The organism is Roseibium sp. JB4-4, assembly GCF_055693425.1.
Genome location: NZ_CM146333.1, coordinates 3,514,644 through 3,538,170, shown reverse-complemented (window position 1 = coordinate 3,538,170; position 23,527 = coordinate 3,514,644). Strand labels below are relative to the sequence as shown.

The following is a 23,527-nucleotide window of genomic DNA, read 5'->3' as shown; positions in this document are numbered from 1 at the left end:
CGCGAATTCTTAAATTAAAGATCGACTTTTCATTCGACCGACTAAAACTCAATCCCCGAAACCCAAGCATGGCACCCACAGTCCCCAAAAAACACGCATCTGTCGTCACGCCCGAAACCGGAACGACACGTTAAATCCGCTGGCCTGAGCATGTCAGACCAGCGGATGTGTTTGCTTAGCTGGCAGGCTTGTCGATAGGTGCGAAGCTGCCGTCTTTCTGGATCGTTGTCAGGAACACATCATCCATGCCCTGGTTGTCATCGGCACCGAATGTGAGCGTTACACCGCCCATGTCGAATGCACCTGTGGACCAGAAAGCATCGAGGAAACCTTCACGGGTGACGTCTTTGCCGGCTTTCTCAAGACCCATGACAGCCAAACGACCGACAATGTAGCCTTCAAGCGAAACAAAACCCGGCTCAGCGGAGGCATCCTTTGCCTTCAGAGCAGCCTGGTACTCTTTCACCAGCGGCACTGTCACATCCCACGGGAACGGAACAACCTGGGAAATGATGACACCTTCACCGGCATCGCCCAGCTCTGCGGAAAGAGCCTTGGAACCCACGAACGAAATATTGACGAATTCAGCGTCGAGCTTGACTTTCTTGGCCAGCTTGATGAATTCGGCAATCGGCTTGTACGCGCCGACCATGACAACCGCCTGCGGCTTGGCCTTGCGGATTTCCAGAAGCGCAGATTTCACTGCTGTTGTGTTGCGCTGGTATGTGCCCTCGGCAACAAGTTCCAGGCCACGCTTTTCCAGCGCTGCCTGCACGCCGGCAAGACCAACACGGCCAAAACCATCGTCCTGATAGAGGATCGCGATCTTGTCGAGGCCAAGCGCACCATTGAGATGCTCGATCCAGGCTTCTGTTTCAGCGCCGTAGGTAGCGCGCACATTTACAATGTTGCCATGCGCCGGATCACGCAGGAAGCCAGCTCCGGTGAACGGACCCACAAACGGAACCTTGGCAGCTGTGGCAATCGGCTGTGTCGCCTTGGAAGTTGGTGTACCGACCGGACCGATCAGGCTGAACACCTTGTTGTCGTTGATGAGCTTGTTGACAGCTGCAATCGAACGATCCGGCTCATAGCCGTCATCCATGCTGACAAGCTCAATCATACGGCCATGAACACCACCGGCTGCATTTGCCTCGGCAAAAGCGGCTTCGATGCCAAGTTTCATTCCGGTACCCAGCGCACCGGCCGGTCCTTCAAGAGCGGCCGCCTGGCCGAACAGAATTTTGGCGTCACTGACACCGTCTTCCGCATTCGCGGAACCAAATGCAAACATACAAGTTGCAGCCATAGCCGCAGCAAAAGACTTCCTGGATTTCGACAACATGTGTTACCCCCTAGAGTAAATAGCGTATTGCGACGCTAATTCCTTAGTCTAAGGCAAAGTTGTTAAGTGACCGTTTCGCTGTTTTATGTTTTTATTGTCATAAATACGCATGAAGCAATTTTAAGTTCACGCAGTAGAGCTAATAGAATATTTGGAATGTACTGCGCGCTATAATATAAGTTGCTAAATTTAATCGAGACAGCTCGAAAGACCCGTTTCGCATGTACCGTTGTGAGCGGACCTGAAAGCGCTGAAACAGTGGCCACAACCTTCTAGCTATCTGCCGGCTAGTATCGTCCATTTCCTTAAAATCCAGCACTTCAGCTCAGGTGCAAACTCCGATCTGAGAACAAATCTCTACCCTCCGCCACTCTCCCGGTGCATAAACCCACCTCGGAGGACTTCTGCACATGCATATCTCGATAATCGGCGCTGCCGGCATGATCGGCCGGAAACTTGTGGCCCGGTTCGCAGCTGAGCCGGGTTGTTTTGGTTTTGAGGTCGATCGGCTGACGCTTGCCGATGTCGTTGAGCCTTTGGCACCTGAAACGCTGAAAGATCTCACAACCACAAGAACGCTCAGTCTGGCAGATCCGGGTGCAGCCGAAAGCCTGATCTCCGGCCGGGAGGGAACAGAAAGACCGGATGTGATCATTCACCTCGCGGCCATCGTCTCCGGAGAGGCTGAAGCTGAATTCGAAAAAGGATACAGGATCAACCTGGACGGCAGCCGCTTTCTTTTTGAGGCGATCCGCAAGGAAGGTCTGCGTCGGCCCTATTGCCCGAGACTGGTTTTCGCATCGTCACTCGCCGTATTCGGTGAACCTTTCCCGGAAAAAATCGACGACGAATTTCATCTGACACCACTCACCAGTTACGGCACACAAAAGGCGATTACCGAACTTCTGGTATCCGACTATACGCGCAAAGGGATTTTTGACGGTATTGGACTGCGGCTGCCAACCATATGTGTGCGCCCCGGCAAACCGAACAAAGCCGCCTCCGGCTTCTTCTCCAATATTATCCGCGAGCCACTGGCAGGTCAGGAGGCCGTCTTGCCCGTTGAGGACAGCGTTCAGCATTGGTTCGCAAGCCCGCGCGCCGCCGTCGATTTTTTTGTGCATGCCGTTCGCCTTGATACCGAGACAGTTGGCCTTCGCCGTAACTTGACTATGCCTGGTCTCTCCGCTCGTGTTGGCGACCAGATCGACGCCTTGAGGCGTGTGGCTGGCGACAAGGCCGTAAAGCTTATCCGCCGGGAGCCCGACGCGGGGATCGCAAGCATTGTCTCCGGGTGGCCACGGGACTTTGTGCCAAAACGCGCACTTGAATTGGGATTTAAGGCCGAGATGCGCTTTGACGAAATCATTCACATCCACATTGAAGACGAATTGGAAGGCAAGTTGACATGAACGCTAACAGGTTTGATGCAGATGGTCGGATCGCGCTCGTCACCGGTGGTGGCAGTGGTGTCGGCAAAGCGGTGGCGCGTGGCCTGGCATCTGCCGGATGGCGGGTTGTCGTTGCCGGACGCCGAATGGGCGTCCTGGAAGAAACAGCAGCTGCGTTGACTTCAGAAACCAGTGGCGACGTAACGCCCCTGTCCGCCGACATTGGTGACCCGTCGGCAGTAAAGGCCCTGTTTGAAGCGATCCGCACACGGTTTGGCCGCCTTGACCTTCTCGTCAACAATGCTGGAATTTCAAATTCTGCGGTCCCGCTTGAGGACATCTCCTTTGAGGAATGGAACAATGTGGTCAGTGCCAATTTGACCGGCGCGTTCCTGTGCACGCAGGAAGCTTTCCGATTGATGAAGGCGCAGGAACCTCAAGGAGGGCGAATTATTAACAATGGATCGATTTCGGCGTCGACACCGCGCCCGTTCTCCGCGCCCTACACGGCAACCAAACACGCCATCACCGGACTGACCAAATCGTCCGCCTTGGACGGGCGTCCGTTCGACATTGCATGCGGTCAGATAGATATCGGCAACGCGGCCAGCGAGATGACCTCAAAAATGGGTGGCGGCGTACCTCAGGCCAACGGCGAGATTGCCCCGGAACCGACAATCAATCCTCAACATATTGCGGATGCCGTTGTCTATATGGCCGGACTGCCGCTCGATGCGAATGTGCTGAGCCTGACTGTCATGGCAACAAAGATGCCATTTGTCGGACGCGGCTGAGCACGCTCAAGCACCAGGTTGGAGATACCGATGCGCGCAATCACATACGACCGGTTCGGTTCTGCTGAAGACGTTTTGTGCCTGGAGACCTTGCCGGACCCAGCACCTTCGGTTGGCGAGGTACTGGTCCGGGTGCACATTTCCGGCGTTAATCCGTCTGACGTGAAAGCCCGGGCCGGATCGCGTCCAGGCGTCACCATACCGCCATTTGCCAAAATAATTCCGCATAGCGACGGCGCTGGTATCATTGAAGCGGTTGGTGAAGGCGTCGACCCATCAAGGGTGGGTGAGCGTGTCTGGATCTGGAACGGCCAATGGCAGCGAGCATTCGGCACTGCGGCAGAATTGATTTCGCTGCCTGAAGAGCAGGCAGTCACGTTACCCGACAACGTTTCCTTTGAAGTTGGTGCAGCACTTGGAATTCCGGGCCTCACGGCGGTTCAGGCAGTGCTTGGCGGTGGTCCGGTCTCGGACCGAACTGTACTTGTCAGCGGTGGCGCAGGAACGGTGGGGCATTTGGCAATCCAGGTTGCCGCCGCGTCCGGGGCCCGGGTTATTGCAACGGCAAGAGGTGAGGACGATCTGGCCGCGGCCCGGCAAGCAGGTGCAGAGCATGTGTTCGACTACGGCGATGCAAGGCTTGCAGACCAGATCTTGGAAGCAACAGGCGGCGCTCCGGTGGATCGCATTGTCGAAGTGGAATTCGGCCAGAATGCTGAAACAAACACCCGTATCATCGCTGAACGCGGCACTATTGCCGCCTATGGGTCAGCAAAGGACATGACCCCGGCCTTGCCGTTTTATCCGTTGATGTTCAAAGCCGTGACGCTCGACCTCCTGCTGATTTACATCCTGTCAAAGAGACAGCGGGATACGGCAACACAACAAATGACCAGTCTGCTTGAGCGGGGCGCTCTCAAATTCCGGACTTCTGAAACACTGGACCTTTCCGACTGTGCCAAAGCCCATGATATGGTCGCGTCAGGGCAGCGTTCCGGATCCGTATTACTGAAGATCTGAGGACCATCGGCATCAGGCATGCTCGCCTTTTGGCCGACTGGAAGTCCTGCGCCGGGAACGGCATGATCGGAAGCGTCTATTGAAACAAGGTCGGATCGATGAAAGAGATTGTTATCGTAAGCGCAGCCCGAACGGCGGTCGGGAGTTTTGGCGGCTCGCTCAAGGACACGCCGCCGATCGACCTTGCCACCAAGGTTGCCGAAGCTGCCATTGAGCGTGCCGGGATTGAAGCGGGATCTGTGGACCAGGCATTTCTTGGCAACGTGATCCACACAGAGCCCCGCGACATGTATATCGCCAGGGTTGCGTCCCGTCACGCAGGTGTGCCGGATCATGCACCCGCGCTAACCATGAATCGCCTCTGCGGCAGCGGTCTCCAGTCCATTGTCTCTTCTGTGCAAGCCATCACCCTCGGTGATGGTGACGTTACACTCGCAGGTGGCGCAGAGAGCATGAGCCGGGCCGGGTATTCGTTGCCGGGCGCACGTTTTGGCCAACGCATGGGAGACGCCCAGATCGTCGACATGATGACCGGTGCCCTGCACGATCCGTTCGGCATAGGTCACATGGGTGTAACGGCAGAAAATGTTGCCGAGAAATATGGCATAGATCGTGCTCGCCAGGATGCATTTGCTCTTGAAAGCCACCGCAGAGCCAGTGAAGCCATTAAGGAAGGCCGGTTCAAGGATCAGATCGTTCCGCTCAGCGTCGGACGACGCGGCCGGGAAACGGTGTTCGACACCGATGAACACGTTCGTCACGACGCCAAGCCGGAGGACATGGCCAAGCTTCGCCCGGTGTTCAAGAAAGATGGCTTGGTCACGGCTGGAAACGCATCAGGCCTCAATGACGGCGCTGCCGCGCTTATCTTGATGTCTGCGGAAAAAGCCAGGGAGCTTGGTGTGGTTCCACTTGTACGCATTCGCTCGTATGGCGTTGCAGGTGTCGATCCGGCCATCATGGGTATCGGCCCGGTACCAGCGATGCAGATTGCCATGACGCGAGCCGGCGTCGGCCCGGACGATCTTGCAGTCGTTGAATCAAATGAGGCATTTGCAGCACAAGCATGTGCCGTCAACGATCAGCTGGGGCTGCCGTCGGAAAAGGTGAATCCGAACGGAGGCGCTGTCGCGCTCGGTCATCCAATCGGCGCAACGGGCGCGATCATCATGACCAAGTTGATCCATGAATTGCGTCGGCGCGAGGAAAGCCTTGGAGCCGCCACTATGTGCATTGGGGGTGGTCAGGGAATTGCGGTGATCGTGGAAAATCTGATGTAGGCTGATCTGCCTTCATCTTTTCACACTCTAACATTCGGCGGCAGCGACCGGACTTACCGCCGAACAACCGCGAGCTCAACAGGTCAGTAGTCGCCGAGCTTCATTTCGCGCGAGTAGGTCTCACCTTCAACGTCCTTGGTGACCGCCTGACCGCAGATGGTGGCACCGCGCGTCGCGTCATAGGTGAGCGACGGGGACCCTTGGAGTTCCCAACCCTTGTTCAAAGCCTGGGTAACCCGGTGACAGAACTCGCTGTCGTCGACGCCGGTGATGAACCGATACAGTTTCATGGAAATTCTCTTCGATCCTGTGCAACTGATTGCTTTCCCCGCATGTAGCCCGCCGGAAGGTCATCGTCCACCCGGTACATGCGGAGAAGTAATTTTTATCAGAAGCCTGTCTGGATCCTATTCGAGACAATACCGGCTGGTAAACTCAGGCCGTCGCACCCCTGTGCCGGATGGCGCAGCCAAGGCTGCCGGCCAGAACACCGACCAGAACTGCGACCGCAAGGTCGAAATAACCAATTTCAGAAGCATGGAAACCGGCGAAAACAACTGTTTCAAAAACACCGACAAGCCCGCCCATCACTGCGGCAACCAGCCAGTTCCGTGTCATCATCCCAAGCGCAAGGCCCAGGATACCGGGCAGGCTGAGTATGTTGCCCCCAATGGTTCCGAGTAGATCGAGAATGCCAAGCATACTTTAGCCTTTTCTTTCTCTGAGCAGTTGAGAGCGCCAAACGTTGGCGTTGGCGCTCAAAGCGTTTTACTTGGACAGTTTGCCGACATAGGACTGGATCGCCGCGACATCGTCAGTCTTTGGAGACAACGGCGCGTTTTCAGCCTGGATCTCATCGACGATGCGCTTGTATTCCTCCAGATGTCCCGGTGGCAGTGCGTGTGCAATGCCCTGGTGACAGTCGATGCAGGTCATATTCTCATCGATGGCCCGCTGGTGTTCGGCTGCCGCCCGGTTTTCCTGGATTGTGAAGTCCATATATTCGAACGAATGGCAATTGCGGCACTCCCGGCTGTCGGAAGCCTTCATTTTCCGCCAGACCTGCGAGGCCATTTCAAGCCGATGAGCTTCGTACTTTTCCGGCGTGCTGATTGTGCCCATGATCTCGTGATAGACGTCTTTCACGGCAATGATCTTGGCCTTGACCTTGTGCTGCCATTCGTGCGGAACGTGGCAATCCGAACAGATCGCACGTACACCGGAATGGTTATTGTAGTGGATGGTTTCGCGATATTCGCCAAGATTGGTTTCCATCGTGTGGCAGGAAACACAGAACTCCTCAGTGTTTGTCAGCTCCATGCTCCAGTTGAACGCACCCCAGAACAGGACCCCGCCGAGAAACCCGGCTATGACGATGAACCCAACGCTGAAGGCCGAAACCGGGCTCCAGAATCCGTTCCATAGCCTGCCAATCAGGCCACGCTTCGGTTTGTCGTTCGGATCTTTCATGATCTCTTGTCTCCCGTTCCCTTGTCAGCGCGACGTGTTGGATGATTGAAAGTCATTTCCGACAAGCTCAGGCGCATTGGCCTGCGGAACGTGGCACTGGTTGCAGAACCAGCGGGTTCCGGCAACGGTATCCAGCTGGTTGCCTTCCCGATCGAGATAGTGGGTCATGGACAAGGTTGGTGCTCCGCGCTCACCGGCAACCGTCCAGTCGTGACAGCTGAGGCACTGGTTGGTGCGCTTGTCCATCTGGTACTGGGAGATGGAATGCGGGATTAAAGGTGGCTGCTGGCGATAGTTGCGCGGCATGCGCCCTTCGATCTGTTTGTGAACGCCGTCGACGGCCCGGGTATCTTCCAACTCGGCACCCCGCAAACTCTGGACACTGCCAGACGACTGGGCGATCGCGAAGCCAGCCAGGACTGTCGTGATCGCGATGGCGGAAATTCCCAAAAGGACCGGCATTTTCATGTCTATTCTCCGATGCTCCGTTCAAGCGGCCTGTTCAGTTGCCGCATCCACCGCCGTGGAGACGGTTTTTTTGGCTCGATTGTCATAGCGGTGGGTAAAGGCGAAAACGTCGACCGAACAGACGTCAATGCAGCGTCCGCAATTGGTACAGTCCGGTGACAAAATCAGGGGCGTTTCTCCGTCCTTGCCCTTCAGGGCCGGGGAAATCACATGGTTCTCGGGGCACACTGCATAGCAATCCATGCAGTCATCGCAATCAACACGGTTCACGGCGCTGACACGCAAGACGCTCTTTGTTCCAACGAGACTGTAGAATGCGCCGACAGGGCAGATATGGCTGCACCAGCCGCGCCGAGACACCACGAGGTCAAAGAGGAAAATTGCAACGACAAGCGCCCAGACAAACCCCATCCCGAATATCAGCCCGCGATGCAGCATGGTGATGGGGTTGATCAGTTCCCAGGCGACCGTGCCGGTTATCGCACTGACCAAAAGCACGGTTCCAAGGATCCAGAAGCGGGTCGTGCGCTTTGGCTGCCAGCCTTTCTGCAAGCCGAGACGCTCATGCAGCCAATGGGCAGCATCGGTTATCGGATTGATCGGACAGACCCAGGAACAATAGACCCTGCCGCCGATCACAGCGTAGACTGCCAGAACAATGACGGCCCCGATGAGAGCGGTCACTTCAGGCAAATGCCCGGCTACAATGCTCTGTGCCAGAACAAGCGGATCAGTCAACGGCAACACTTCGAAGGTGCGGGATCCGGCAAGCGTGCCAACAACCCACCAAATGCCGAACCAAGGCCCAAGCAGAAAGAGCAACAGAAAAAATGCCTGTGACAGGCGTCGCAACAACAGGAAACGATGGGCGTTGATCCAGCCTTTGTGCTGAATGGCTTCCAGGCCGACAGGCAGTCTGGTCTTGGCACTCATTGACCGCCTCCCGGAAGTTTGAAGGCCGGTTCGAATGCCGGCACTTCAGAACCAGCACCGGGCATTTCCGGCATTCTGTCTGGCAGATCGATAATGCCTTCAACAACGGGCGCACCTTTGCGCTCTTTCTCTTCCCAGCCCTTGAGATAATGCTCGGCAGAAGAGCCGCGAGCCAGGCGTGTTGGCAGAACCTTGATGGCGGCATCCGGCAGGACGCAGCTCCTTTCGCAAACGCCGCACCCCGTGCAATGGTCGGCATGCACGGTCGGCGAGAATATCGCGTGATGACCTGAACGGGTGTTGTGGGAAGGCTCCAGTGTGATCGCTTCGTCAATCACCGGGCAGACGCGATAACAGACATCGCAACGAAGCCCCAGAAAGTTGAGACAGTTTTCCTGATCGACAAGCACGGCCGTTCCCATGCGCGCGTCGTCGATGTTTTTCAGACCAGGATCAAGGGCTCCGGTCGGACACGCTTCGACACACGGAATGTCGTCGCACATTTCGCAAGGAACTGTCCGTGCGGTGAAATAAGGCGTGCCTGTGGCCGGTCCATCTTCACCGAGTTCAGCAAGCTTCAACGTGTCATAAGGGCAGTCGCGAACACACAGACCACAGCGGATACAGGCCGACAGAAAATCAGATTCAGGCAGGGCTCCAGGCGGCCGAAGCGCTTCAGCCGGCAAGGCACGCGCATCGCGTGCCAGATAGGCAAGCAGCGTGCCCGCCACCGCGCACCCGCCCGCCATCCGCGCCGTATCCATGAGGAAACGGCGTCGGTCGACAGATCTCGGTTTTCCGGTGGCGGACATTGCTAGCTACCTTGGCTTCGGTCAGGCGCGCTCGACTTTGCAAGCGCACTTCTTGAAGTCGGTTTCCTTGGACAATGGGCAGGTTGCGTCGAGTGTCAGCTTGTTGATGAGCTGTCCCTCGTCGAACCAGGGCACAAACACCAGGCCTTTCGGCGGCTTGTTCCGGCCTCGCGTTTCCACCCGGCTGAGCATCTCGCCCCGGCGCGTGGAGATCAGGATTTCCTGGCCGCGGCGCAGATCACGTGCCCTTGCATCATCAGGATGCATGTAGACGACTGCTGACGGATAAGCCCTGTGAAGTTCTGGCACGCGGCGGGTCATCGACCCTGAATGCCAGTGCTCGAGCACACGGCCCGTACACAGCCAGAGATCGAACTCTTCGTCCGGGCTCTCGGCAGCCTCTTCATAAGGCGCGAAGATGATATTCGCCCTGCCGTCAGGTTTGCCGTAGAACTCGACACCTTTGCCTTCTGTCACGTAAGGGTCGTACCCCTCGCGGAAGCGGTAAAGTGTCTCCTTGCCGTCAACGACCGGCCAACGCAAACCGCGTGCCTGGTGATAAACGTCGAACGGTGCCAGATCGTGCGCATGACCGCGGCCAAACTCGGCATATTCTTCAAACAGGCCCTTCTGAACGTAGAAACCGAAATCCTTGGACTCGTCGTTCTCGAAACCTTCAGCCGTTTCGGACAATGGGAACTTGTTCACCACGCCGTTGGCAAACAGCACTTCGTAAAGTGTCTTGCCAGCCAGTTCGGGTTTCTTGGCGACCAGCTCCTCACCCCAGGCTTCCTCAACTGTGAAGCGCTTGGAGAACTCGATGATCTGCCAGACATCCGACTTGGCTTCACCTGGAGGGCTGACCTGTTGACGCCAGAATTGCGTGCGGCGCTCGGCGTTGCCGTAAGCACCTTCCTTTTCCACCCACATGGCCGTGGGCAGGATCAGGTCGGCAGCCAGGGCCGTGACAGTCGGATAGGGATCTGAAACGACAATGAAGTTTTCGGGGTTTCTGTAACCCGGAAGCCCTTCCTCATTCATGTTGGGTGCCGCCTGCATGTTGTTGGTGCACTGGACCCAATAGGCGTTGAGATCGCCGTCTTTCAGCTTGCGATGCTGCAGAACAGCGTGGAAGCCAGGCTTCGGCGGAATGGTTCCGGCGGGAATGTTCCAGGCGGTTTCACAGATTTCGCGGTGCTTGTCGTTGGCCACAACCATGTCGGCAGGCAGCCGGTGCGCGAAAGTACCAACCTCACGCGCCGTTCCGCAGGCCGAGGGCTGCCCGGTCAGCGAGAAGGGTGAGTTGCCCGGCTCTGAAATCTTGCCCGTCAGAAGGTGGACATTGTACATCAGGCCGTTGACCCAGGACCCTCTGGTGTGCTGGTTGAAGCCCATTGTCCAGAGGGACATGACCTTCCGGTTCGGATCGGCATATTGTTGTGCCATGCGCTCCAGCTGCTCAGCCGGAACTCCGGACAACTCCGACACTTTGTCGACGGTATATTCGGCAACAGACGCGGCATACTCATCGAAACTCATGTCCGAAAGCTTGCCGGAATTTGGATTGGCAGCTTCCTGCTGAAGCGGATTGCTGTCGCGCAATCCATACCCGATATCCGTATCGGTCTTTTTGATGTTGACGTGCGCGTTGACGAAGTCCCAGTTCACCGCGTCGTTCTGGATGATGTAGTTGGCGATGTAGTTCAGGATCGCCAGGTCTGTCTGCGGCGCGAACACCATGCCGTTGTCGGCCAGCTCGAAAGAGCGGTGCTCGAATGTCGACAGGACGTGGACTTCGCAGTCCGGCTTGGTAAGACGCGTATCGGTCAGACGCGACCACAAGATCGGGTGCATCTCGGCCATGTTCGAGCCCCAAAGCACGAACGTGTCGGCGTGCTCGAGGTCGTCATAGCAGCCCATCGGCTCATCGATGCCGAAGGCGCGAATAAATCCGACCACCGCGGACGCCATGCAGTGACGGGCATTTGGGTCGATATTGTTGGACCTAAGGCCTGCTTTCATGAACTTGGCGGCGGCATAGCCTTCCCAGACTGTCCACTGACCGGATCCGAACATACCGACGGAGGTCGGTCCCTTCTTGGCCAGCGCCTCTTTCCATTTTTCCGCCATGATGTCGAAAGCCTGGTCCCAGCTCACCGGCTCGAAGTCGCCATTCTTGTCAAAAACACCGTTCTTCATGCGCAGGAGCGGCGTTGTCAGTCGATCCTTGCCGTACATGATCTTCGACAGGAAATAGCCCTTGATGCAGTTGAGCCCGCGGTTCACAGGCGCATCCGGGTCGCCCTGAGTTGCAACAACCCGGCCTTCCTTTGTGCCCACCAGAACGGAACAACCGGTGCCACAGAAACGGCAAGCGGCCTTGTCCCAGCGGATATCCGGGGAACGGGGCTGCGCCACGACAGATCCGGCGGTAAGCGGAATGCCTGCGGCGGCGGCAGTGCTTGCCGCTGCAGTCGCTTTCAGGAACGTGCGGCGGGATTCCGAGATAGTCATATCAGGTCTCCGGCATTAGGGAGTGGCGCAAGCATCCGGCTGCGACAGGTCCTCGAAGTGGTGGTAGTTGAGCGTGACGGACATCACGCCAGGAATTTGGTGCATGGCCATGATTTGGTCGGAAGCAATGGAGGTCTCGGTGTCTTCAACAACGACCACAAGGCGGCCATTGTCGCTGGCAGCATGAACTTCCGTACCGGGCATCGCCTCGATGCTGGCGCGAGCGGCGTCAACCGCTCCCACGGTCACATGGACCAGGCAGCCGCAGATATTCATGTTTTCTCCCTCGCGCTCAAATCTTGAGCTCTCTTGAATTGGACAGCTTGTGCCGGGCAAGAGTGTGCGCATTCGCCGCACCCAGTGCATTGATTGAGATCAATGACCGGCTCGGCCATGCCGCCAACCGCAAGCTTGAATCGTATGGCTCTCGGCTCACAGACATCTTCGCAGGTACGGCACATAACACCTTGCAAAGAAAAGCAGTTTTCCTGAATTTCCGCGCGCCAGATCCAGCTTTCAACCTGCCCGGCGACCAGAGCACCAGACGTGCATGCCTCTGCGCAACTATCGCAAAACGTGCATGCGCCCAAAGCAAAATCCACGACTGGAAGTCGGTCTTCACCGACGCGAATGATTTTCTCGGGACAGGCCGATACGCAGTCGCCGCACTCTGTACAAAGCCTGACGAATTCGGAAACCGACCCGGGCGGACGCATGACATTGGCGTCGGCCGCGCGGAATCGCCCCTTTAAAAAGTTTCTTCGGCTGGGAGAGGGAGTCGTCAAATTGCCTATCCTTCAGGAATCGGTGGGTTTTCTGATCCTCAAAGGCCTCATTTCGTTTCTGTCGGTCCGGTTTGCTCAGGCAGCACTGACTGTGCCTCAAACATGCTGAAAACACCGGTTTTCATCCGGTTGCTCATTCAGCTTGAGGATTACGGTATTGAAAAGCCGGGCTGACTGCCTTGCTAAAAGTCAAGTCGTGCGAACTAATTTTGCAACCACTGCTCAAAAATTAAGCATCGCAAGCAGTGGCCTGCTCACAATGAATGCCTGCAAGGTTAAAATACCAGAGCTCGCCTGCGAACATCGCTTCGGCGACGTAAAATCAAGCGCTTTTACGGTCCCACACGCTTTTCAGGAGGCTCAGAAGGCTCTGCATCTGATGCTTTTGGCAGCCTTCGTGACTATCAGGTGCGAGCAGCAATACTATCTGCGATGGTGATCACCCTTTTGCCCATTTCGGCATGCAGGCGTTCAACCATCTTGCCGTCGACCTGGATTGCCCCCTTGTCAGCGTTTTCCGGTTTCTCGAACTCTGCATTGATCTTTCGGGCCCAGGCAATTTCGTCCTCGGACGGGCTAAAGGCCTTGTGGCAGGAAGCGACCTGTTTGGGATGGATCAGAGTTTTGCCGTCCATTCCCATGTCGGCTCCTTGCGCACACTCTTCGGCAAATCCTGCTTCATCCTGGAACGCATTGAAGACACCATCCAGAATATCGATGCCACCGGCGCGGGCGGCAGCAACGCAGGTCATCAGCCAGGGCATCATGGCAGCCCGCCCTGGCAAAAGCCGGGCACGCGTTTCCTTTGCCAGATCGTTGGTTCCCATCACAAAGCAGGACAGTCGAACCTGAGCGTCCCTGCCACAGGCGCCAATGGCGCCCGCATTCAACATGGCTTCCGGGGTTTCCATCATTGCCCATAGTTTCAAGTCAGCCGAACCGCCAAGCGCCGAAATCTTGTGAGCGACCCTCTGAAGATCGGCCGGGCTGTTCACCTTCGGCACGAGTACGGCATCCGGATTTGCCTTGACCGCCGCCTCCAGGTCCGCTTCTCCCCAGGGGGTATCAACGCCGTTGACCCTGATGACAACCTCCCTGGATCCATAGCCGCCTGCTGAGACAGCTTCCACGATCTGAGATCGCGCCAGCTCCTTGGCGTCCGGCGCCACCGCATCTTCCAGATCAAGAAGCAGGCAATCCACGTCAAGAGACGTCGCCTTTTCAAGAGCTCTCGCGTTTGACCCCGGCATATAGAGTGCGGAGCGACGGGGACGGAACGGTGCGGTCATCGGTTGATCTCAACATTCAAATGGGAACGGAATTCCGGTTAATCTAGAGGATCGATTTCTCAATTGAAATCAGCCGAAGGGGGAAGACCAGTCCGGAAAAGTCACGTGGCCTTACCATCGCGATTGCGTTTCTTGAACAGCATGTCCTTTGCCGCGATCACCGCGCCAAGTGTGATCGCGACACAGGCGATGGCAACCGAAAACGTCAAGGCTCCAAAACCAAAAGCGATCAACAGAAGCGTCGAAAGCAATGGGGCGGAATAAGCGGCAGCACCCAGCACCTGGATGTCGCCATGCTTGACACCGACATCCCAGGTGAAGAACGCCAAGCCCACCGGGAAGAGCGCAAGCGCTGCAACCGATGCCCATTCCAGGGAACCTTCCGGCCAGACAGTTTCCTCAAGAGCGATATGACAAACGGCCGACAGAAGCGCTGTCATCAGGCAGAACCCGGCAACAGCTTCCGTCGGCACTTTCCCCAGCCGTCGTGACAAGACGGAATAGCTTGACCAGAAAAGGGACGAAGCAACCGCCGCGCCATACCCGAGGGCCGACCCGCCCGAAAAATTCAATCCCTCGCCGCCTGTGATCAAAAGGACGGCTCCCGCAAGACCCAGGAGCGTGCCGACAACATGGTGAAAACGCAGATGCTCCCCTGGCAGGAAGGCTGAAAACACCACGATCAGCAAGGGCCAGGTATAGTTTATGAGATTGGCTTCAACCGGCGGCGCATTGCGAATGGCGGTAAAATAAAAGAAGTGAAAGCCGAACAGCCCGATGGTCCCAAAGGCCCAGACTTTCAACGGCTGGCGCAGCTTTTCCAACTTGCCGGACACCGCAAGCCAGACAAAAGCCAGGGTTCCCGAGATGCCAAAACAAAGGGCATTGAGCAAAAAGGGAGGCACATTGCCGGATCCTGCGCCGAACAAGCCCAGCGTCGCCCACATGAGGACTGCACTCAGTCCGATGAACGTTGCTTTCAGGCGTTTGCTTTCGGTCATCTGTCTTGCCCATGCCAAATCGAGGCCGCGGTGATGACATGAAATTCAAGTCGGCGAAAGTGCCGCGGCGCAAATTGACAAGGATCTTGATCCCGATGCCCGTTTCAGGACATGTTGTGGCTCAATTCACTGACCTGTCACTTTCGGGGACTTCATGACAACACTGGAAATCAGAGCCCTTGGGCTGAATGATGCCCATCAGCTTGCACCACTCATCGCTGAAAATGCCCAGGCACTGAGACGGGGCGCGCCGCGACGCCCGGATGCGTATTATGCCGAGCGTATTCTCGCTGATAAGACCGCTGAAGCGATTGGTGCATTTGACGGTGAAACGCTGATCGGATTCTGCCGTGTTTTTTGATTTGCCCGAACTGATCACAGGATTGCGCATCGGTCAGATGGACGACATTTACGTTCATCCGGATCACCGCAACAAGGGTGTCGGCCGTCGCATGATCGAAACGCTGGTTTCGGAAGGACAGAACCGCGGCTGGCTGCATTTGCGCTGGATCGTGCCGGGCAAGAACACCCCGGCGGTCGCACTTTATGAAAAACTGGCCGAACCGGACCATCGAAAAAGCTATGTGATACCCATCGATCGTGTCGCGGGAGACTGACCGAATACTGACCTGACGGATCAGAACCCGGCCTGGAACAATGGCGGGATCGGCGGCAGCGGTAATAAACCTATCCGCGCGATCCCGCGGTCAATATTGACCTTCAGCGGCACTGTCTTGACGCCATCGACGTCGCTGGCCACCGGATCGAGGCTTTTCACCACTTGTTCCACCAGTGCAAGTGTCCGGTCACCGGCGGGTGCAAGCGGTCTGATTGCCTCGATAAGAGCTTCGGCATTCCCGAGCGACAGATCCAGTGTTCCGGAAAGCGTGCCATCCCCGTTGACGACGAAATCACCAACCGCCTTTACCCGGCTATCCCCCAGGCTTGCATCGAACACAACAAGCTTGACCGGCAACTCACCCCCGTTGGATTGTACCAACCAGGGAAGGTTCGCTCCTGCCAAGAGAGATGCCCCCCCGGAATTTGTAGATGCGCACGTAAATCGAGTGCGTCCTGCAAGGCTGGCAATGACCGCAACTGAAGGGCATCGACAGACAGGAATCCTTCGAAAAAATCGGCATCACCCTCCGATTGCCGCACATGCAGCTCGGCCTTTTCTGCGGCAAAGCTGCCTGCGGACACCGGATTGTTCAAAACCGCTTCCGGCTTTTCAACCACCGCATCGAGCTTGCCGAGCGCGCCGGACCCGAACTTCATGCTGGCCCGCGCTGTTTCCCAGGTCATGTCGCCGGACATGCCTGAAAGCGGCACATCCATTACCGCCGGCGCCCCGGCTTCGAAAATCACGTGGGTCGGATTGTAGATCAAGGCAACGGCATTGAGGCCGCCCAGTTTTGCGGCAGTTCCGGAACGGTCCGCAGAGGTCATTTGCCGGCAAGAGACTTCGTAGCGAAAGGGAAATCCATTGATTTCCAGATCGGCACAAGACACCTCCAGCCCCTGCGCCGCCATTTGGCTCATTTGGGAATTGAGCTGCTCATGCAGGAATGATCTGCCGAAAAACCAGACTGCAGACCAACCAAGCACGACAAGTGCGAGTACGGACATCAGAACAATGTACCGGCGTTTGGTTGGTTTTGAGGGCAGGTTCTCTTTGCTGGACACGTGTTCCCTTACCTTCCTGAAATTCGCTGCAGGTCAGCAGCATTGAATCGGCGGCTACAGATTGTTATCTCCGCACCTGCACAATTAGAAGACAGGGTGATATGAGCGATTTTTGGGTCTTTGGCTACGGGTCCTTGATGTGGAACCCCGGATTTGATCACCTGCGCGCTGAACAAGCGCTCTTGCGGGGGGCCCATCGCGCACTTTGCGTCTATTCCTGGGTTCATCGCGGCACTCAGGAACGGCCGGGCCTGGTCTTCGGCCTCGACAATGGCGGTGCTTGCAGAGGTCTCGCTTACCAGGTCTCGGAAGAGACTTGGCCGCAGACCCTTGAATATCTGCGTGCGCGCGAGCAAACCACGATGGTCTACAAGGAGCATTGGCACCATGTGGAGTTAGGCAGTGGTGAAAAGGTCAAGGCGCTGGTCTACATGGTGGACCACGGCCATCCGCAATATGCCGGTGCGCTTCCGCTTGAGGAACAACTCGAAATCGTCGAAGGCGCCATCGGCAAATCCGGCAAAAACCCGGAATATGTCATTAATACAGCTGCACATCTGGAAGAAATGGGCATTGACGACACAGCTCTCGCCTGGTTAGCCAACAAGTTGAGTGGCACTGGCAAACCCTGAACCGGCAGCTGCAAAGCCAGAACCGGGCTCAAACGAAGAAAGGCCGCGCAATTTGCGCGGCCCTTTCTTTTCTCAAGAGCTGATGCTCTTGAAAAGACTTACTGGTGCGGGAACCCTTTTTTGGCAGTGCCGTTCCAGTCGCCGATGAAAGGCAGGATCGTCAGATTGCTATCGGTGTTGCGAGTAGCCTGAACGCGAACCGGAACCGGAGTGTTGCCGTTTGAATCACCAACCGTCTGATCAGGGAAGTCAGCAACAGCGGCGCGGTTTACGTAGCTTTTGGTGTTCAGCTTGCCAGCGTCGCGAAGTGCTTTGGCGTTAGCGATCTGCATTTGCTCGATGGAAACAGGATTGTTGCCGTTCAGGTCGCCAACGGACTGATCCGGAAATTGTGCGAAAGCACCACCGATGAGAGCACCGGAAACAAAGGTAGCTGCAACAACAGTCGACAGGATTTTCTTGGAAGTACGCATTCGAAAGCTCCTAATTTATTTACTCAGTTAAGAAATGATGCCGCCCCGAAACTTCGATACTGCATCTGTTTTGCGTCTTATCAACGCTGCACACCCGATGTAGGAATTGATTTCGAGAAAAAAACCGAAATAACCTCTATGTGAACTGATATTTACTTAAAAAGATGAACTCACGCTTCTGTGTTTACATTTTTACCTAAGTAAATCTTAGTCTACCTGCACTTTTATCTCGAAAACAAAAAAGAAAGGCCACGCGTCGAGCGTGGCCCTTTCTTTTAGTCGGAAGGTGTTTCTGTCGAGGATTACTGACGCGGGAAACCTTCTTTGCCGCTTCCGTTCCAGTCGCCGATGAAAGGCAGGATCAGCAGGTTGCTGTCGGTCTTACGCGTTGCCTGTGCACGAACCGGAACCGGAGTGTTGCCGTTTGAATCACCAACCGTCTGATCCGGGAAGTCAGCGACTGCAGCACGGTTGACGAAACTCTTGGTGCTCAGCTTGCCTGAAGACCGCAGTGCTTTTTCATTGGCGATGCGCATCTGCTGGATAGAAACAGGGTTGTTGCCATTCAGATCACCAACGGACTGATCGGGAAACTGTGCGAAAGCACCACCGATGAGAGCACCGGAAACGAAAGTAGCTGCAACAACAGTTGACAGTGTTTTCTTGATAGTACGCATTTTAAAGCTCCGTGTTTGTTTACTCGATTAAGATTTGATGCCGCCCCGAAACTTCGATACTGCATCTTGCTAGCGCCTCTTGAACGCTGCAAACCTCATGTGGGGATTGATTTCGAGAAAAAAACACGAGTAACCGTCATGTGAAGACGTGTTTACTTATGAATACATAAATCACGCTGCCGTGTATGCCACGTTACTTAGTGACATTAAATATAAATGGAACTAATACTGAAACGTCAAAATTGAGACGTGTGCGTGCAAAAACCGCAGGAAGAACAGGTCTTGCAGCGCCCTCTCGGCTTCGTGAGGACGCCGAAACTCGATCGGGTCGGTGCACTAGGTTTGCGGTGTCGCAATGGTTTCCAGGACCGGAGAAGGCTTTGGAACCCGCCTTGCTTCGTCAATGAGGCGATTGCTTGCAGTCTCGATTTCACGAACCATGCGCTCGTGAAAGACGTCTGCCGGCAGTCCAGGCTGGATTGGCGGAAGAATGTCAACGACAACGGTACCTGGATAAACCTTCCAGGAAGAGCGCGGCCAATAGAGCCCGGCATTGTGAGCGATCGGCACGACAGGGCACTGCAGATCCTTATAGAGATGAGCAATGCCGTACTTGTATTTCGGCTCAGCGCCGGCCGGCCGGCGGGTTCCTTCGGGAAAGATCAGGATCTGACGCTTTTCCGCGATGGCTTCCTTGGCTGCTTCCATCATCGCCGCTAGCGCTTCGGAGCGTTTTCCCCGGTTGATGGGGATTTGTTTGAATTTGGCCGTGTACCAACCGAAGATCGGGATCCAGCGCAACTCACGTTTCAAAATAAAAGTTGGGCTGGAGAACAGCGGTATCAGTGACACGGTCTCCCAGGCAGACTGGTGTTTCATGGCGGCTATAAAGCCACCGTCTGGCAGGTTTTCGCGGCCGCGGACCTCAACCTTCAAGCCAACGGTGATGCGCATCAGAAGCAGCAGAGCCCTGGACCAGACCGGGACGACCCACCAGCCCCATTTGCGTGGCAGCAGCATAACGGGAGAAAACAGGATCATCAGAACGAAGGTGACCGAATAGAACAGAACCTGAAAAAGGCTGGAGCGCAGTAAAACCATGGAACCCGTGAATGCTGGATTGAGCGGGAGCCGCTCCGGCTATGAGCTGATCGGTTTCAGCTCACACCCCTCACGGTAATCCGCAGTCGGGCGAGGATATACTTCACATATTCGCGCATGAGAAGCCGGATCGTTGCCGGCTCCCTGTACCAGTCATTCAGATTGAGGCCTTTTGAGAACACCGGATAGGCAATCAGGTCCACTTTCGGCAGTGCACCGGAGAGTTCGACTTCAGCTCGTGGCAAGTGATAGGCGCTGGTCACGACCAGCAAGGAAGAGAAGCCGTTCTTCCGGACCCAGTTGGCCGTTTCCACGGCATTACCGGCCGTGTTCAGCGCAACCCTATCGAGTTCAACGCTGTTTTTTTCCAGAGGCATGTCTGAGGCCGTCACCGCGGCAAGCTGTTCTCGTGTGGTGCCAGGATGCACGCCCGAAATCAGCAATCTCTTTGCCCGCCCCTCTTCCAGAAGACGGATAGCTTCATTGACCCGGGCCTGACCGCCCGTCAGCACCACAATGGCATCGGCGTTGGCACTGCTGGGGACTTTCGCACCCGCCACCTGATGGGCAAATACAAGAAACTGCCCGAGTGCCGCGCCGAGGAATGCAGTCAAGACGGCAACCAGCGCAAACCTCAGCCCGAAACGCTTCTTGCGCCTTGGCTTTGTGCCGGTTTGCCCGGACTTCAAACCTCTTGAGGCAGGTCTCGATTCGTCCGTTGACGTGCCCACATGCGCATCCGAGACGATGGGGACACCGTCTTCCAGACCAGGCTCTATGACTGTGTTGGCATGTGACATGGCGGGACTATGATAAGTGATTCGGCCAATTTCGCGGCATTTGCTCCGAAAAATCAATCCACTTTTGCAAGATGGGCCTTCACCGCAAGGCCGGATGTCAATGCAGTGAGAATCGCAACCAGGAAAACCACGCCGAAGACACCGAAATACCCCGGCAAGCTGACAGACACGGAGCCGACCAAAGCGGAGAGCTGATCGGAACTTGCCTGCCCGGAACCCTGCCGCGTCAACATATCGAGCAACAGGAAACTCATGATAGCGGCCACACCTCCCGAAATGCCGCCCTTAAGGCCTAAAAGCAGAAAGTGGCGCTGGAATTCACGCGCGATGAAACTATCTTCTGCACCGACAAAATGCAGGACCGAAACAACGTCCTTGTTGCCGGCCATGGCTGATTGTGTCGCAAAAACCACACTGAGCACCATGGATCCGAGTACGAGGATCATAATTGCAAATCCTCCGGCAACCACGGCGCCCGCCATCGCAGACAGGCGAGACGTCCAGACCGAATGATCGTCAAGGCTTGCGCCGACGACATTTTGCGAAACGGCGGAAGACAGTTGCTCGAGATTGAGCTGGTCGGGATCGGCCACGGTTATCTGAATCAAGCGGGGTACCGGCAGTCCGTCCAACTGCAGACCTTCGCCAAGCCAGGGTTCGAGCAGCGCTTTGGTTTCGGCGTCCGACATGGCGCGAACCGATCCGATTCCCGGAAATTCCTGCGCAAGGGCAACGGCCTTGTCGATCTCCCGCAGCATATCGACGCCTTCGGTCGGGCGGATCTGGATTGTGATCTCACGAACAAGGTCGTTCTGCCAGGCGTCGGCCGCATCCCAGACAATCGACACTCCGCCGACCGTCAGACACGCCAGAAAACTCATGATAGCCACCACCAGCGTAAGTGCCCGTCCCGCAACGGATTGCGGTGGCACGATTGCGGCAGCCGGCCTCAATCTGGAGTCTTCGCTCTGTTCAGGCTTTTTCGGCTTTGACACAACTTTGCGCTTGATGCGCTTTGATCTCTTGGGACGCGCTGTCTTACGGGCCGGCTTGACCTCGGCGTCGGCGCTTTGCTGATTATCGGTGTCGTCGGACTGGGCCATTCTGCCGCCTAATCAAAGATTGAAAGGCGCCCGTCGGCAAGCACCATACGTCGGGCGTCCACCTGTTCCAGCAATGCGATATCATGAGTCGCGATGATGACAGATGTACCCAGTTTGTTTAATTCGATGAACAGGCGCAACAGGCGGCGGGCAAGCGGCGGATCAACGTTGCCTGTGGGTTCGTCAGCCAACAGGACCTCGGGCCGGGTGATCAAAGCGCGTGCGATCGCCGCGCGCTGTTTTTCACCGCCTGACAGAACTGGTGGCAAGGCATGCATCCGGTCGCCAAGTCCGACCCACTTCAGGAGATCAATGACGTCCGACCGGTATTCGCTTTCATCCTTGCCGATCACGCGGAGCGGCAACGCTACATTTTCATAAGTCGTCAGGTGATCCAGCAGGCGAAAGTCCTGAAACACGACACCGATCTTGCGTCGCAGCCGCGGAAGTTCCTGTTTGTCGATCACACTCAAGTCCCGATCGAAAACCTTTATCAGGCCTCTGGTCGGGCGCAAGGACATGAATAGGAGCCTGATCAAGCTTGTCTTGCCGGCACCGGAAGGTCCCGTCAGGAACTGAAACGACTGCGGCTCAATCTGAAAGGTCAGATCCTGCAGTATTTCTGGTCCCATGCCATATCTTAGTCCGACATTTTCGAACCGGATCACAAAGTTGACTCCTATCGAGGGCTCAAGCGCTGCGTTGAATTTACCTTGCGGCCGCCAATCTCACCATGCCGAACACGGCATCATGGAGCCCTCTACATGTGGCTATCCACCAACAATTCAACGTAACTGTTCCCAACCCGCTCTAAAGCCTGGCCGTTAACGTTCCATTAATCATATAAAGGTCCATTAGGTAACTGAAAGCCCGTCATCGGATTTGCTGGCCCTTGTCCCATATTTCGTGCCGGATTCCGACTTTGTCGGTTACGTAAACGAAACGCGCAAGCAAGCCATGACGAAAGGTCTTCGCGCATGAAGATCAAATGTCCGGACTGCAGTACGTCCTATGAAATAAAGTCAGAAGCGCTCGGCACTGACGGCCGAAGTGTCAAATGTGCCAAATGCGGAAACCGCTGGTTTGCCAAACCAGAGGAAGAAGAAGAGGGCAACGTCGACTTCGAGGCTGCCAACGGCACGACCGGCACCACAGGTGTCAGCGTCAACAGCAGCCCGACCGAAGACAAGGACGAAGCCGACTGGGCAAAGGACGCTGAGGAAGACGCACCGTCCGAGGACAGCAGCGAAGAAGAAGCCCTGTCTGAGCCCGACATCGAAGATGAAGAAGAAACGGACAATTTTCCCGAACCTGTCTCCGATCCCGGTGGCGGGTCTGATGAGGATCGATTTGCCGCAGACCTGAACGAGGACAGCAGCGACCAGGACCCTTCAGCAAACGCGGATATCGAAAGCTCCGCGAAGCGGCCGAAAATCATCGTCAATCCCAACAAGTTTCGCCGCGATCACCTGGGTGCGCTGTTCAACCTGCTTGCCCGAATGAATTTCCGGCGCATTGGTGGCGTTTCACTCTTTGCGGCGGCTGTCGCGGTCTGCGCAACCTTTGTTCTGATGCGAGACAGCATCGTCAAACAATCGCCGGATCTGGCAAGCCTGTTTCAGGTCATCGGATTTGACGTCAATCTGCGTGGACTTGAATTCCGCAACCTCAGAACCTTTACCGAAGTTGAGGACGGCAAGCGCGTTCTTGTTGTGGAAGGGTCAATCCGGAACCTCCTGAATGAGAACAACAACGTTCCCGCAGTTCGGCTCTCCATCCGCAGTCCGGACCTTCAAGAAGTTTATGCATGGACCGTTGAACCACGCACACGCGCATTAAATGGGCTGGACGAAACCCGTTTCAGGACGATATTAGCCGATCCGCCGGAGGGCGCATCGGATATTCAGATCCGGTTTGTTGATCGCGGCAAACGACAGATAGTACTTGAGTGAC

The 23,527-nt window shown here is 56.1% G+C and carries 28 protein-coding genes; 8 read left to right on the top strand and 20 right to left on the bottom strand.

Going from position 1 to position 23,527, the window contains the following annotated elements; translation table 11 throughout:
• Window positions 1-175 precede the first annotated feature (175 nt).
• Complete coding sequence (locus ACZ1HV_RS16680; RefSeq protein WP_298984330.1) at window positions 176-1,294, bottom strand: ABC transporter substrate-binding protein; 1,119 nt, start codon at window positions 1,292-1,294, stop codon at window positions 176-178.
• A 461-nt stretch (window positions 1,295-1,755) separates the two neighbouring features.
• Between ACZ1HV_RS16680 and denD the strand changes: the two genes are divergently transcribed.
• The 4 genes from denD (at window position 1,756) to bktB (ending at window position 5,830) form a co-directional block, all read left to right on the top strand.
• Complete coding sequence (gene denD / locus ACZ1HV_RS16675; RefSeq protein ID WP_472715773.1) at window positions 1,756-2,757, top strand: D-erythronate dehydrogenase; 1,002 nt, start codon at window positions 1,756-1,758, stop codon at window positions 2,755-2,757.
• Window positions 2,754-3,530: an SDR family oxidoreductase gene (locus ACZ1HV_RS16670; protein ID WP_298963960.1), complete on the top strand. Its 777-nt coding sequence runs from the start codon at window positions 2,754-2,756 to the stop codon at window positions 3,528-3,530. Before denD ends, ACZ1HV_RS16670 begins: the two co-directional genes overlap by 4 nt.
• Before the next feature lie 30 nt (window positions 3,531-3,560).
• Entirely contained in the window at window positions 3,561-4,550 is a 990-nt protein-coding gene (locus ACZ1HV_RS16665) for an NADPH:quinone reductase (protein ID WP_472715772.1), read from the top strand.
• A gap of 98 nt (window positions 4,551-4,648) precedes the next feature.
• Window positions 4,649-5,830 carry a beta-ketothiolase BktB gene (gene bktB, locus ACZ1HV_RS16660; RefSeq protein ID WP_472715771.1) on the top strand — a complete coding sequence of 394 codons (1,182 nt, stop codon included), beginning with the start codon at window positions 4,649-4,651 and terminating at the stop codon, window positions 5,828-5,830.
• Between the two features lie 83 nt (window positions 5,831-5,913).
• On the opposite strand, the gene ACZ1HV_RS16655 is transcribed toward bktB, so the two are convergent.
• From ACZ1HV_RS16655 to yddG, 11 genes are all read right to left on the bottom strand, one after another.
• Window positions 5,914-6,120, bottom strand: coding sequence for a DUF1737 domain-containing protein (locus tag ACZ1HV_RS16655; protein WP_298816897.1), 207 nt, complete (start codon window positions 6,118-6,120; stop codon window positions 5,914-5,916).
• 145 nt (window positions 6,121-6,265) lie between these two features.
• Window positions 6,266-6,532 (bottom strand): hypothetical protein, encoded by a 267-nt coding sequence (locus tag ACZ1HV_RS16650; protein WP_298816895.1) that lies wholly within the window; start codon window positions 6,530-6,532, stop codon window positions 6,266-6,268.
• 66 nt (window positions 6,533-6,598) lie between these two features.
• Window positions 6,599-7,300 carry a NapC/NirT family cytochrome c gene (locus tag ACZ1HV_RS16645; RefSeq protein WP_298816894.1) on the bottom strand — a complete coding sequence of 234 codons (702 nt, stop codon included), beginning with the start codon at window positions 7,298-7,300 and terminating at the stop codon, window positions 6,599-6,601.
• A 24-nt stretch (window positions 7,301-7,324) separates the two neighbouring features.
• Window positions 7,325-7,768, bottom strand: a complete 444-nt coding sequence (locus ACZ1HV_RS16640) for a nitrate reductase cytochrome c-type subunit (protein ID WP_298816892.1) — start codon at window positions 7,766-7,768, stop codon at window positions 7,325-7,327.
• 21 nt (window positions 7,769-7,789) lie between these two features.
• Window positions 7,790-8,701, bottom strand: a complete 912-nt coding sequence (napH, locus tag ACZ1HV_RS16635) for a quinol dehydrogenase ferredoxin subunit NapH (protein WP_298816890.1) — start codon at window positions 8,699-8,701, stop codon at window positions 7,790-7,792.
• Window positions 8,698-9,513 carry a ferredoxin-type protein NapG gene (gene napG / locus ACZ1HV_RS16630; protein WP_298816888.1) on the bottom strand — a complete coding sequence of 272 codons (816 nt, stop codon included), beginning with the start codon at window positions 9,511-9,513 and terminating at the stop codon, window positions 8,698-8,700. The genes napH and napG overlap by 4 nt, the downstream gene beginning before the upstream one ends.
• 21 nt (window positions 9,514-9,534) lie before the next feature.
• A complete protein-coding gene (napA, locus tag ACZ1HV_RS16625) occupies window positions 9,535-12,027 on the bottom strand; it encodes a nitrate reductase catalytic subunit NapA (RefSeq protein ID WP_298963968.1) in 2,493 nt (830 codons plus the stop codon).
• Between the two features lie 15 nt (window positions 12,028-12,042).
• Complete coding sequence (locus ACZ1HV_RS16620) at window positions 12,043-12,303, bottom strand: chaperone NapD (protein WP_298816884.1); 261 nt, start codon at window positions 12,301-12,303, stop codon at window positions 12,043-12,045.
• Entirely contained in the window at window positions 12,300-12,812 is a 513-nt protein-coding gene (gene napF / locus ACZ1HV_RS16615) for a ferredoxin-type protein NapF (protein ID WP_472715770.1), read from the bottom strand. The genes ACZ1HV_RS16620 and napF overlap by 4 nt, the downstream gene beginning before the upstream one ends.
• A 404-nt stretch (window positions 12,813-13,216) precedes the next feature.
• Window positions 13,217-14,101, bottom strand: a complete 885-nt coding sequence (locus ACZ1HV_RS16610; protein WP_298816882.1) for an HpcH/HpaI aldolase/citrate lyase family protein — start codon at window positions 14,099-14,101, stop codon at window positions 13,217-13,219.
• Between the two features lie 101 nt (window positions 14,102-14,202).
• The gene (gene yddG / locus ACZ1HV_RS16605) at window positions 14,203-15,102 is read right to left on the bottom strand and encodes an aromatic amino acid exporter YddG (protein WP_298816880.1); all 900 of its coding nucleotides are present in this window, start codon (window positions 15,100-15,102) and stop codon (window positions 14,203-14,205) included.
• Between the two features lie 154 nt (window positions 15,103-15,256).
• On the opposite strand from yddG, the gene ACZ1HV_RS16600 reads away from it, so the two are divergent.
• Both ACZ1HV_RS16600 and ACZ1HV_RS16595 read left to right on the top strand, forming a co-directional pair.
• Window positions 15,257-15,463, top strand: coding sequence for a hypothetical protein (locus ACZ1HV_RS16600; RefSeq protein WP_472715769.1), 207 nt, complete (start codon window positions 15,257-15,259; stop codon window positions 15,461-15,463).
• Window positions 15,453-15,719, top strand: a complete 267-nt coding sequence (locus tag ACZ1HV_RS16595; protein ID WP_472715768.1) for a GNAT family N-acetyltransferase — start codon at window positions 15,453-15,455, stop codon at window positions 15,717-15,719. Before ACZ1HV_RS16600 ends, ACZ1HV_RS16595 begins: the two co-directional genes overlap by 11 nt.
• Before the next feature lie 20 nt (window positions 15,720-15,739).
• Here the strand turns inward: ACZ1HV_RS16595 and ACZ1HV_RS16590 are convergent, their stop codons facing one another.
• Window positions 15,740-16,060, bottom strand: a complete 321-nt coding sequence (locus ACZ1HV_RS16590) for a DUF2125 domain-containing protein (protein WP_472715767.1) — start codon at window positions 16,058-16,060, stop codon at window positions 15,740-15,742.
• On the bottom strand, window positions 16,027-16,788 hold the full coding sequence (locus tag ACZ1HV_RS16585; protein ID WP_472715766.1) for a DUF2125 domain-containing protein: 762 nt from the start codon (window positions 16,786-16,788) through the stop codon (window positions 16,027-16,029). Before ACZ1HV_RS16585 ends, ACZ1HV_RS16590 begins: the two co-directional genes overlap by 34 nt.
• A 101-nt stretch (window positions 16,789-16,889) precedes the next feature.
• On the opposite strand from ACZ1HV_RS16585, the gene ACZ1HV_RS16580 reads away from it, so the two are divergent.
• The gene (locus ACZ1HV_RS16580; protein WP_298816873.1) at window positions 16,890-17,420 is read left to right on the top strand and encodes a gamma-glutamylcyclotransferase; all 531 of its coding nucleotides are present in this window, start codon (window positions 16,890-16,892) and stop codon (window positions 17,418-17,420) included.
• Window positions 17,421-17,518: 98 nt separating this feature from the next.
• Here ACZ1HV_RS16580 and ACZ1HV_RS16575 read toward each other — a convergent pair whose 3' ends face one another.
• From ACZ1HV_RS16575 to ftsE, 6 genes are all read right to left on the bottom strand, one after another.
• Window positions 17,519-17,893, bottom strand: coding sequence for a hypothetical protein (locus ACZ1HV_RS16575; RefSeq protein ID WP_298816871.1), 375 nt, complete (start codon window positions 17,891-17,893; stop codon window positions 17,519-17,521).
• Window positions 17,894-18,195: 302 nt separating this feature from the next.
• Complete coding sequence (locus ACZ1HV_RS16570) at window positions 18,196-18,570, bottom strand: hypothetical protein (RefSeq protein WP_298816869.1); 375 nt, start codon at window positions 18,568-18,570, stop codon at window positions 18,196-18,198.
• 336 nt (window positions 18,571-18,906) lie between these two features.
• Window positions 18,907-19,671, bottom strand: coding sequence for a lysophospholipid acyltransferase family protein (locus tag ACZ1HV_RS16565; RefSeq protein ID WP_298963972.1), 765 nt, complete (start codon window positions 19,669-19,671; stop codon window positions 18,907-18,909).
• Between the two features lie 56 nt (window positions 19,672-19,727).
• Window positions 19,728-20,471: a YdcF family protein gene (locus ACZ1HV_RS16560; protein ID WP_472715765.1), complete on the bottom strand. Its 744-nt coding sequence runs from the start codon at window positions 20,469-20,471 to the stop codon at window positions 19,728-19,730.
• A gap of 53 nt (window positions 20,472-20,524) precedes the next feature.
• Window positions 20,525-21,574, bottom strand: a complete 1,050-nt coding sequence (locus ACZ1HV_RS16555) for a cell division protein FtsX (RefSeq protein WP_298816863.1) — start codon at window positions 21,572-21,574, stop codon at window positions 20,525-20,527.
• A gap of 8 nt (window positions 21,575-21,582) precedes the next feature.
• Window positions 21,583-22,242: a cell division ATP-binding protein FtsE gene (gene ftsE, locus ACZ1HV_RS16550; protein WP_298816861.1), complete on the bottom strand. Its 660-nt coding sequence runs from the start codon at window positions 22,240-22,242 to the stop codon at window positions 21,583-21,585.
• Window positions 22,243-22,551: 309 nt separating this feature from the next.
• Between ftsE and ACZ1HV_RS16545 the strand changes: the two genes are divergently transcribed.
• Entirely contained in the window at window positions 22,552-23,526 is a 975-nt protein-coding gene (locus tag ACZ1HV_RS16545; protein ID WP_298984309.1) for an MJ0042-type zinc finger domain-containing protein, read from the top strand.
• Window position 23,527: the final 1 nt, after the last annotated feature.

Coding starts and splice junctions, on each gene's coding strand:
- ACZ1HV_RS16680 (WP_298984330.1), bottom strand. CDS start 1,294: ATGTTTGCATTTGGTTCCGCGAATGCGGAAGACGGTGTCAGTGACGCC.
- ACZ1HV_RS16645 (WP_298816894.1), bottom strand. CDS start 7,300: ATGAAAGATCCGAACGACAAACCGAAGCGTGGCCTGATTGGCAGGCTA.
- ACZ1HV_RS16670 (WP_298963960.1), top strand. CDS start 2,754: ATGAACGCTAACAGGTTTGATGCAGATGGTCGGATCGCGCTCGTCACC.
- ACZ1HV_RS16650 (WP_298816895.1), bottom strand. CDS start 6,532: ATGCTTGGCATTCTCGATCTACTCGGAACCATTGGGGGCAACATACTC.
- ACZ1HV_RS16600 (WP_472715769.1), top strand. CDS start 15,257: ATGACAACACTGGAAATCAGAGCCCTTGGGCTGAATGATGCCCATCAG.
- yddG (WP_298816880.1), bottom strand. CDS start 15,102: ATGACCGAAAGCAAACGCCTGAAAGCAACGTTCATCGGACTGAGTGCA.
- ACZ1HV_RS16640 (WP_298816892.1), bottom strand. CDS start 7,768: ATGAAAATGCCGGTCCTTTTGGGAATTTCCGCCATCGCGATCACGACA.
- denD (WP_472715773.1), top strand. CDS start 1,756: ATGCATATCTCGATAATCGGCGCTGCCGGCATGATCGGCCGGAAACTT.
- ACZ1HV_RS16665 (WP_472715772.1), top strand. CDS start 3,561: ATGCGCGCAATCACATACGACCGGTTCGGTTCTGCTGAAGACGTTTTG.
- napG (WP_298816888.1), bottom strand. CDS start 9,513: ATGTCCGCCACCGGAAAACCGAGATCTGTCGACCGACGCCGTTTCCTC.
- ACZ1HV_RS16620 (WP_298816884.1), bottom strand. CDS start 12,303: ATGAATATCTGCGGCTGCCTGGTCCATGTGACCGTGGGAGCGGTTGAC.
- ACZ1HV_RS16565 (WP_298963972.1), bottom strand. CDS start 19,671: ATGGTTTTACTGCGCTCCAGCCTTTTTCAGGTTCTGTTCTATTCGGTC.
- napA (WP_298963968.1), bottom strand. CDS start 12,027: ATGACTATCTCGGAATCCCGCCGCACGTTCCTGAAAGCGACTGCAGCG.
- ACZ1HV_RS16575 (WP_298816871.1), bottom strand. CDS start 17,893: ATGCGTACTTCCAAGAAAATCCTGTCGACTGTTGTTGCAGCTACCTTT.
- ACZ1HV_RS16555 (WP_298816863.1), bottom strand. CDS start 21,574: ATGGCCCAGTCCGACGACACCGATAATCAGCAAAGCGCCGACGCCGAG.
- bktB (WP_472715771.1), top strand. CDS start 4,649: ATGAAAGAGATTGTTATCGTAAGCGCAGCCCGAACGGCGGTCGGGAGT.
- ACZ1HV_RS16560 (WP_472715765.1), bottom strand. CDS start 20,471: ATGTCACATGCCAACACAGTCATAGAGCCTGGTCTGGAAGACGGTGTC.
- napH (WP_298816890.1), bottom strand. CDS start 8,701: ATGAGTGCCAAGACCAGACTGCCTGTCGGCCTGGAAGCCATTCAGCAC.
- ACZ1HV_RS16580 (WP_298816873.1), top strand. CDS start 16,890: ATGAGCGATTTTTGGGTCTTTGGCTACGGGTCCTTGATGTGGAACCCC.
- ACZ1HV_RS16570 (WP_298816869.1), bottom strand. CDS start 18,570: ATGCGTACTATCAAGAAAACACTGTCAACTGTTGTTGCAGCTACTTTC.
- ACZ1HV_RS16545 (WP_298984309.1), top strand. CDS start 22,552: ATGAAGATCAAATGTCCGGACTGCAGTACGTCCTATGAAATAAAGTCA.
- ACZ1HV_RS16655 (WP_298816897.1), bottom strand. CDS start 6,120: ATGAAACTGTATCGGTTCATCACCGGCGTCGACGACAGCGAGTTCTGT.
- ACZ1HV_RS16610 (WP_298816882.1), bottom strand. CDS start 14,101: ATGACCGCACCGTTCCGTCCCCGTCGCTCCGCACTCTATATGCCGGGG.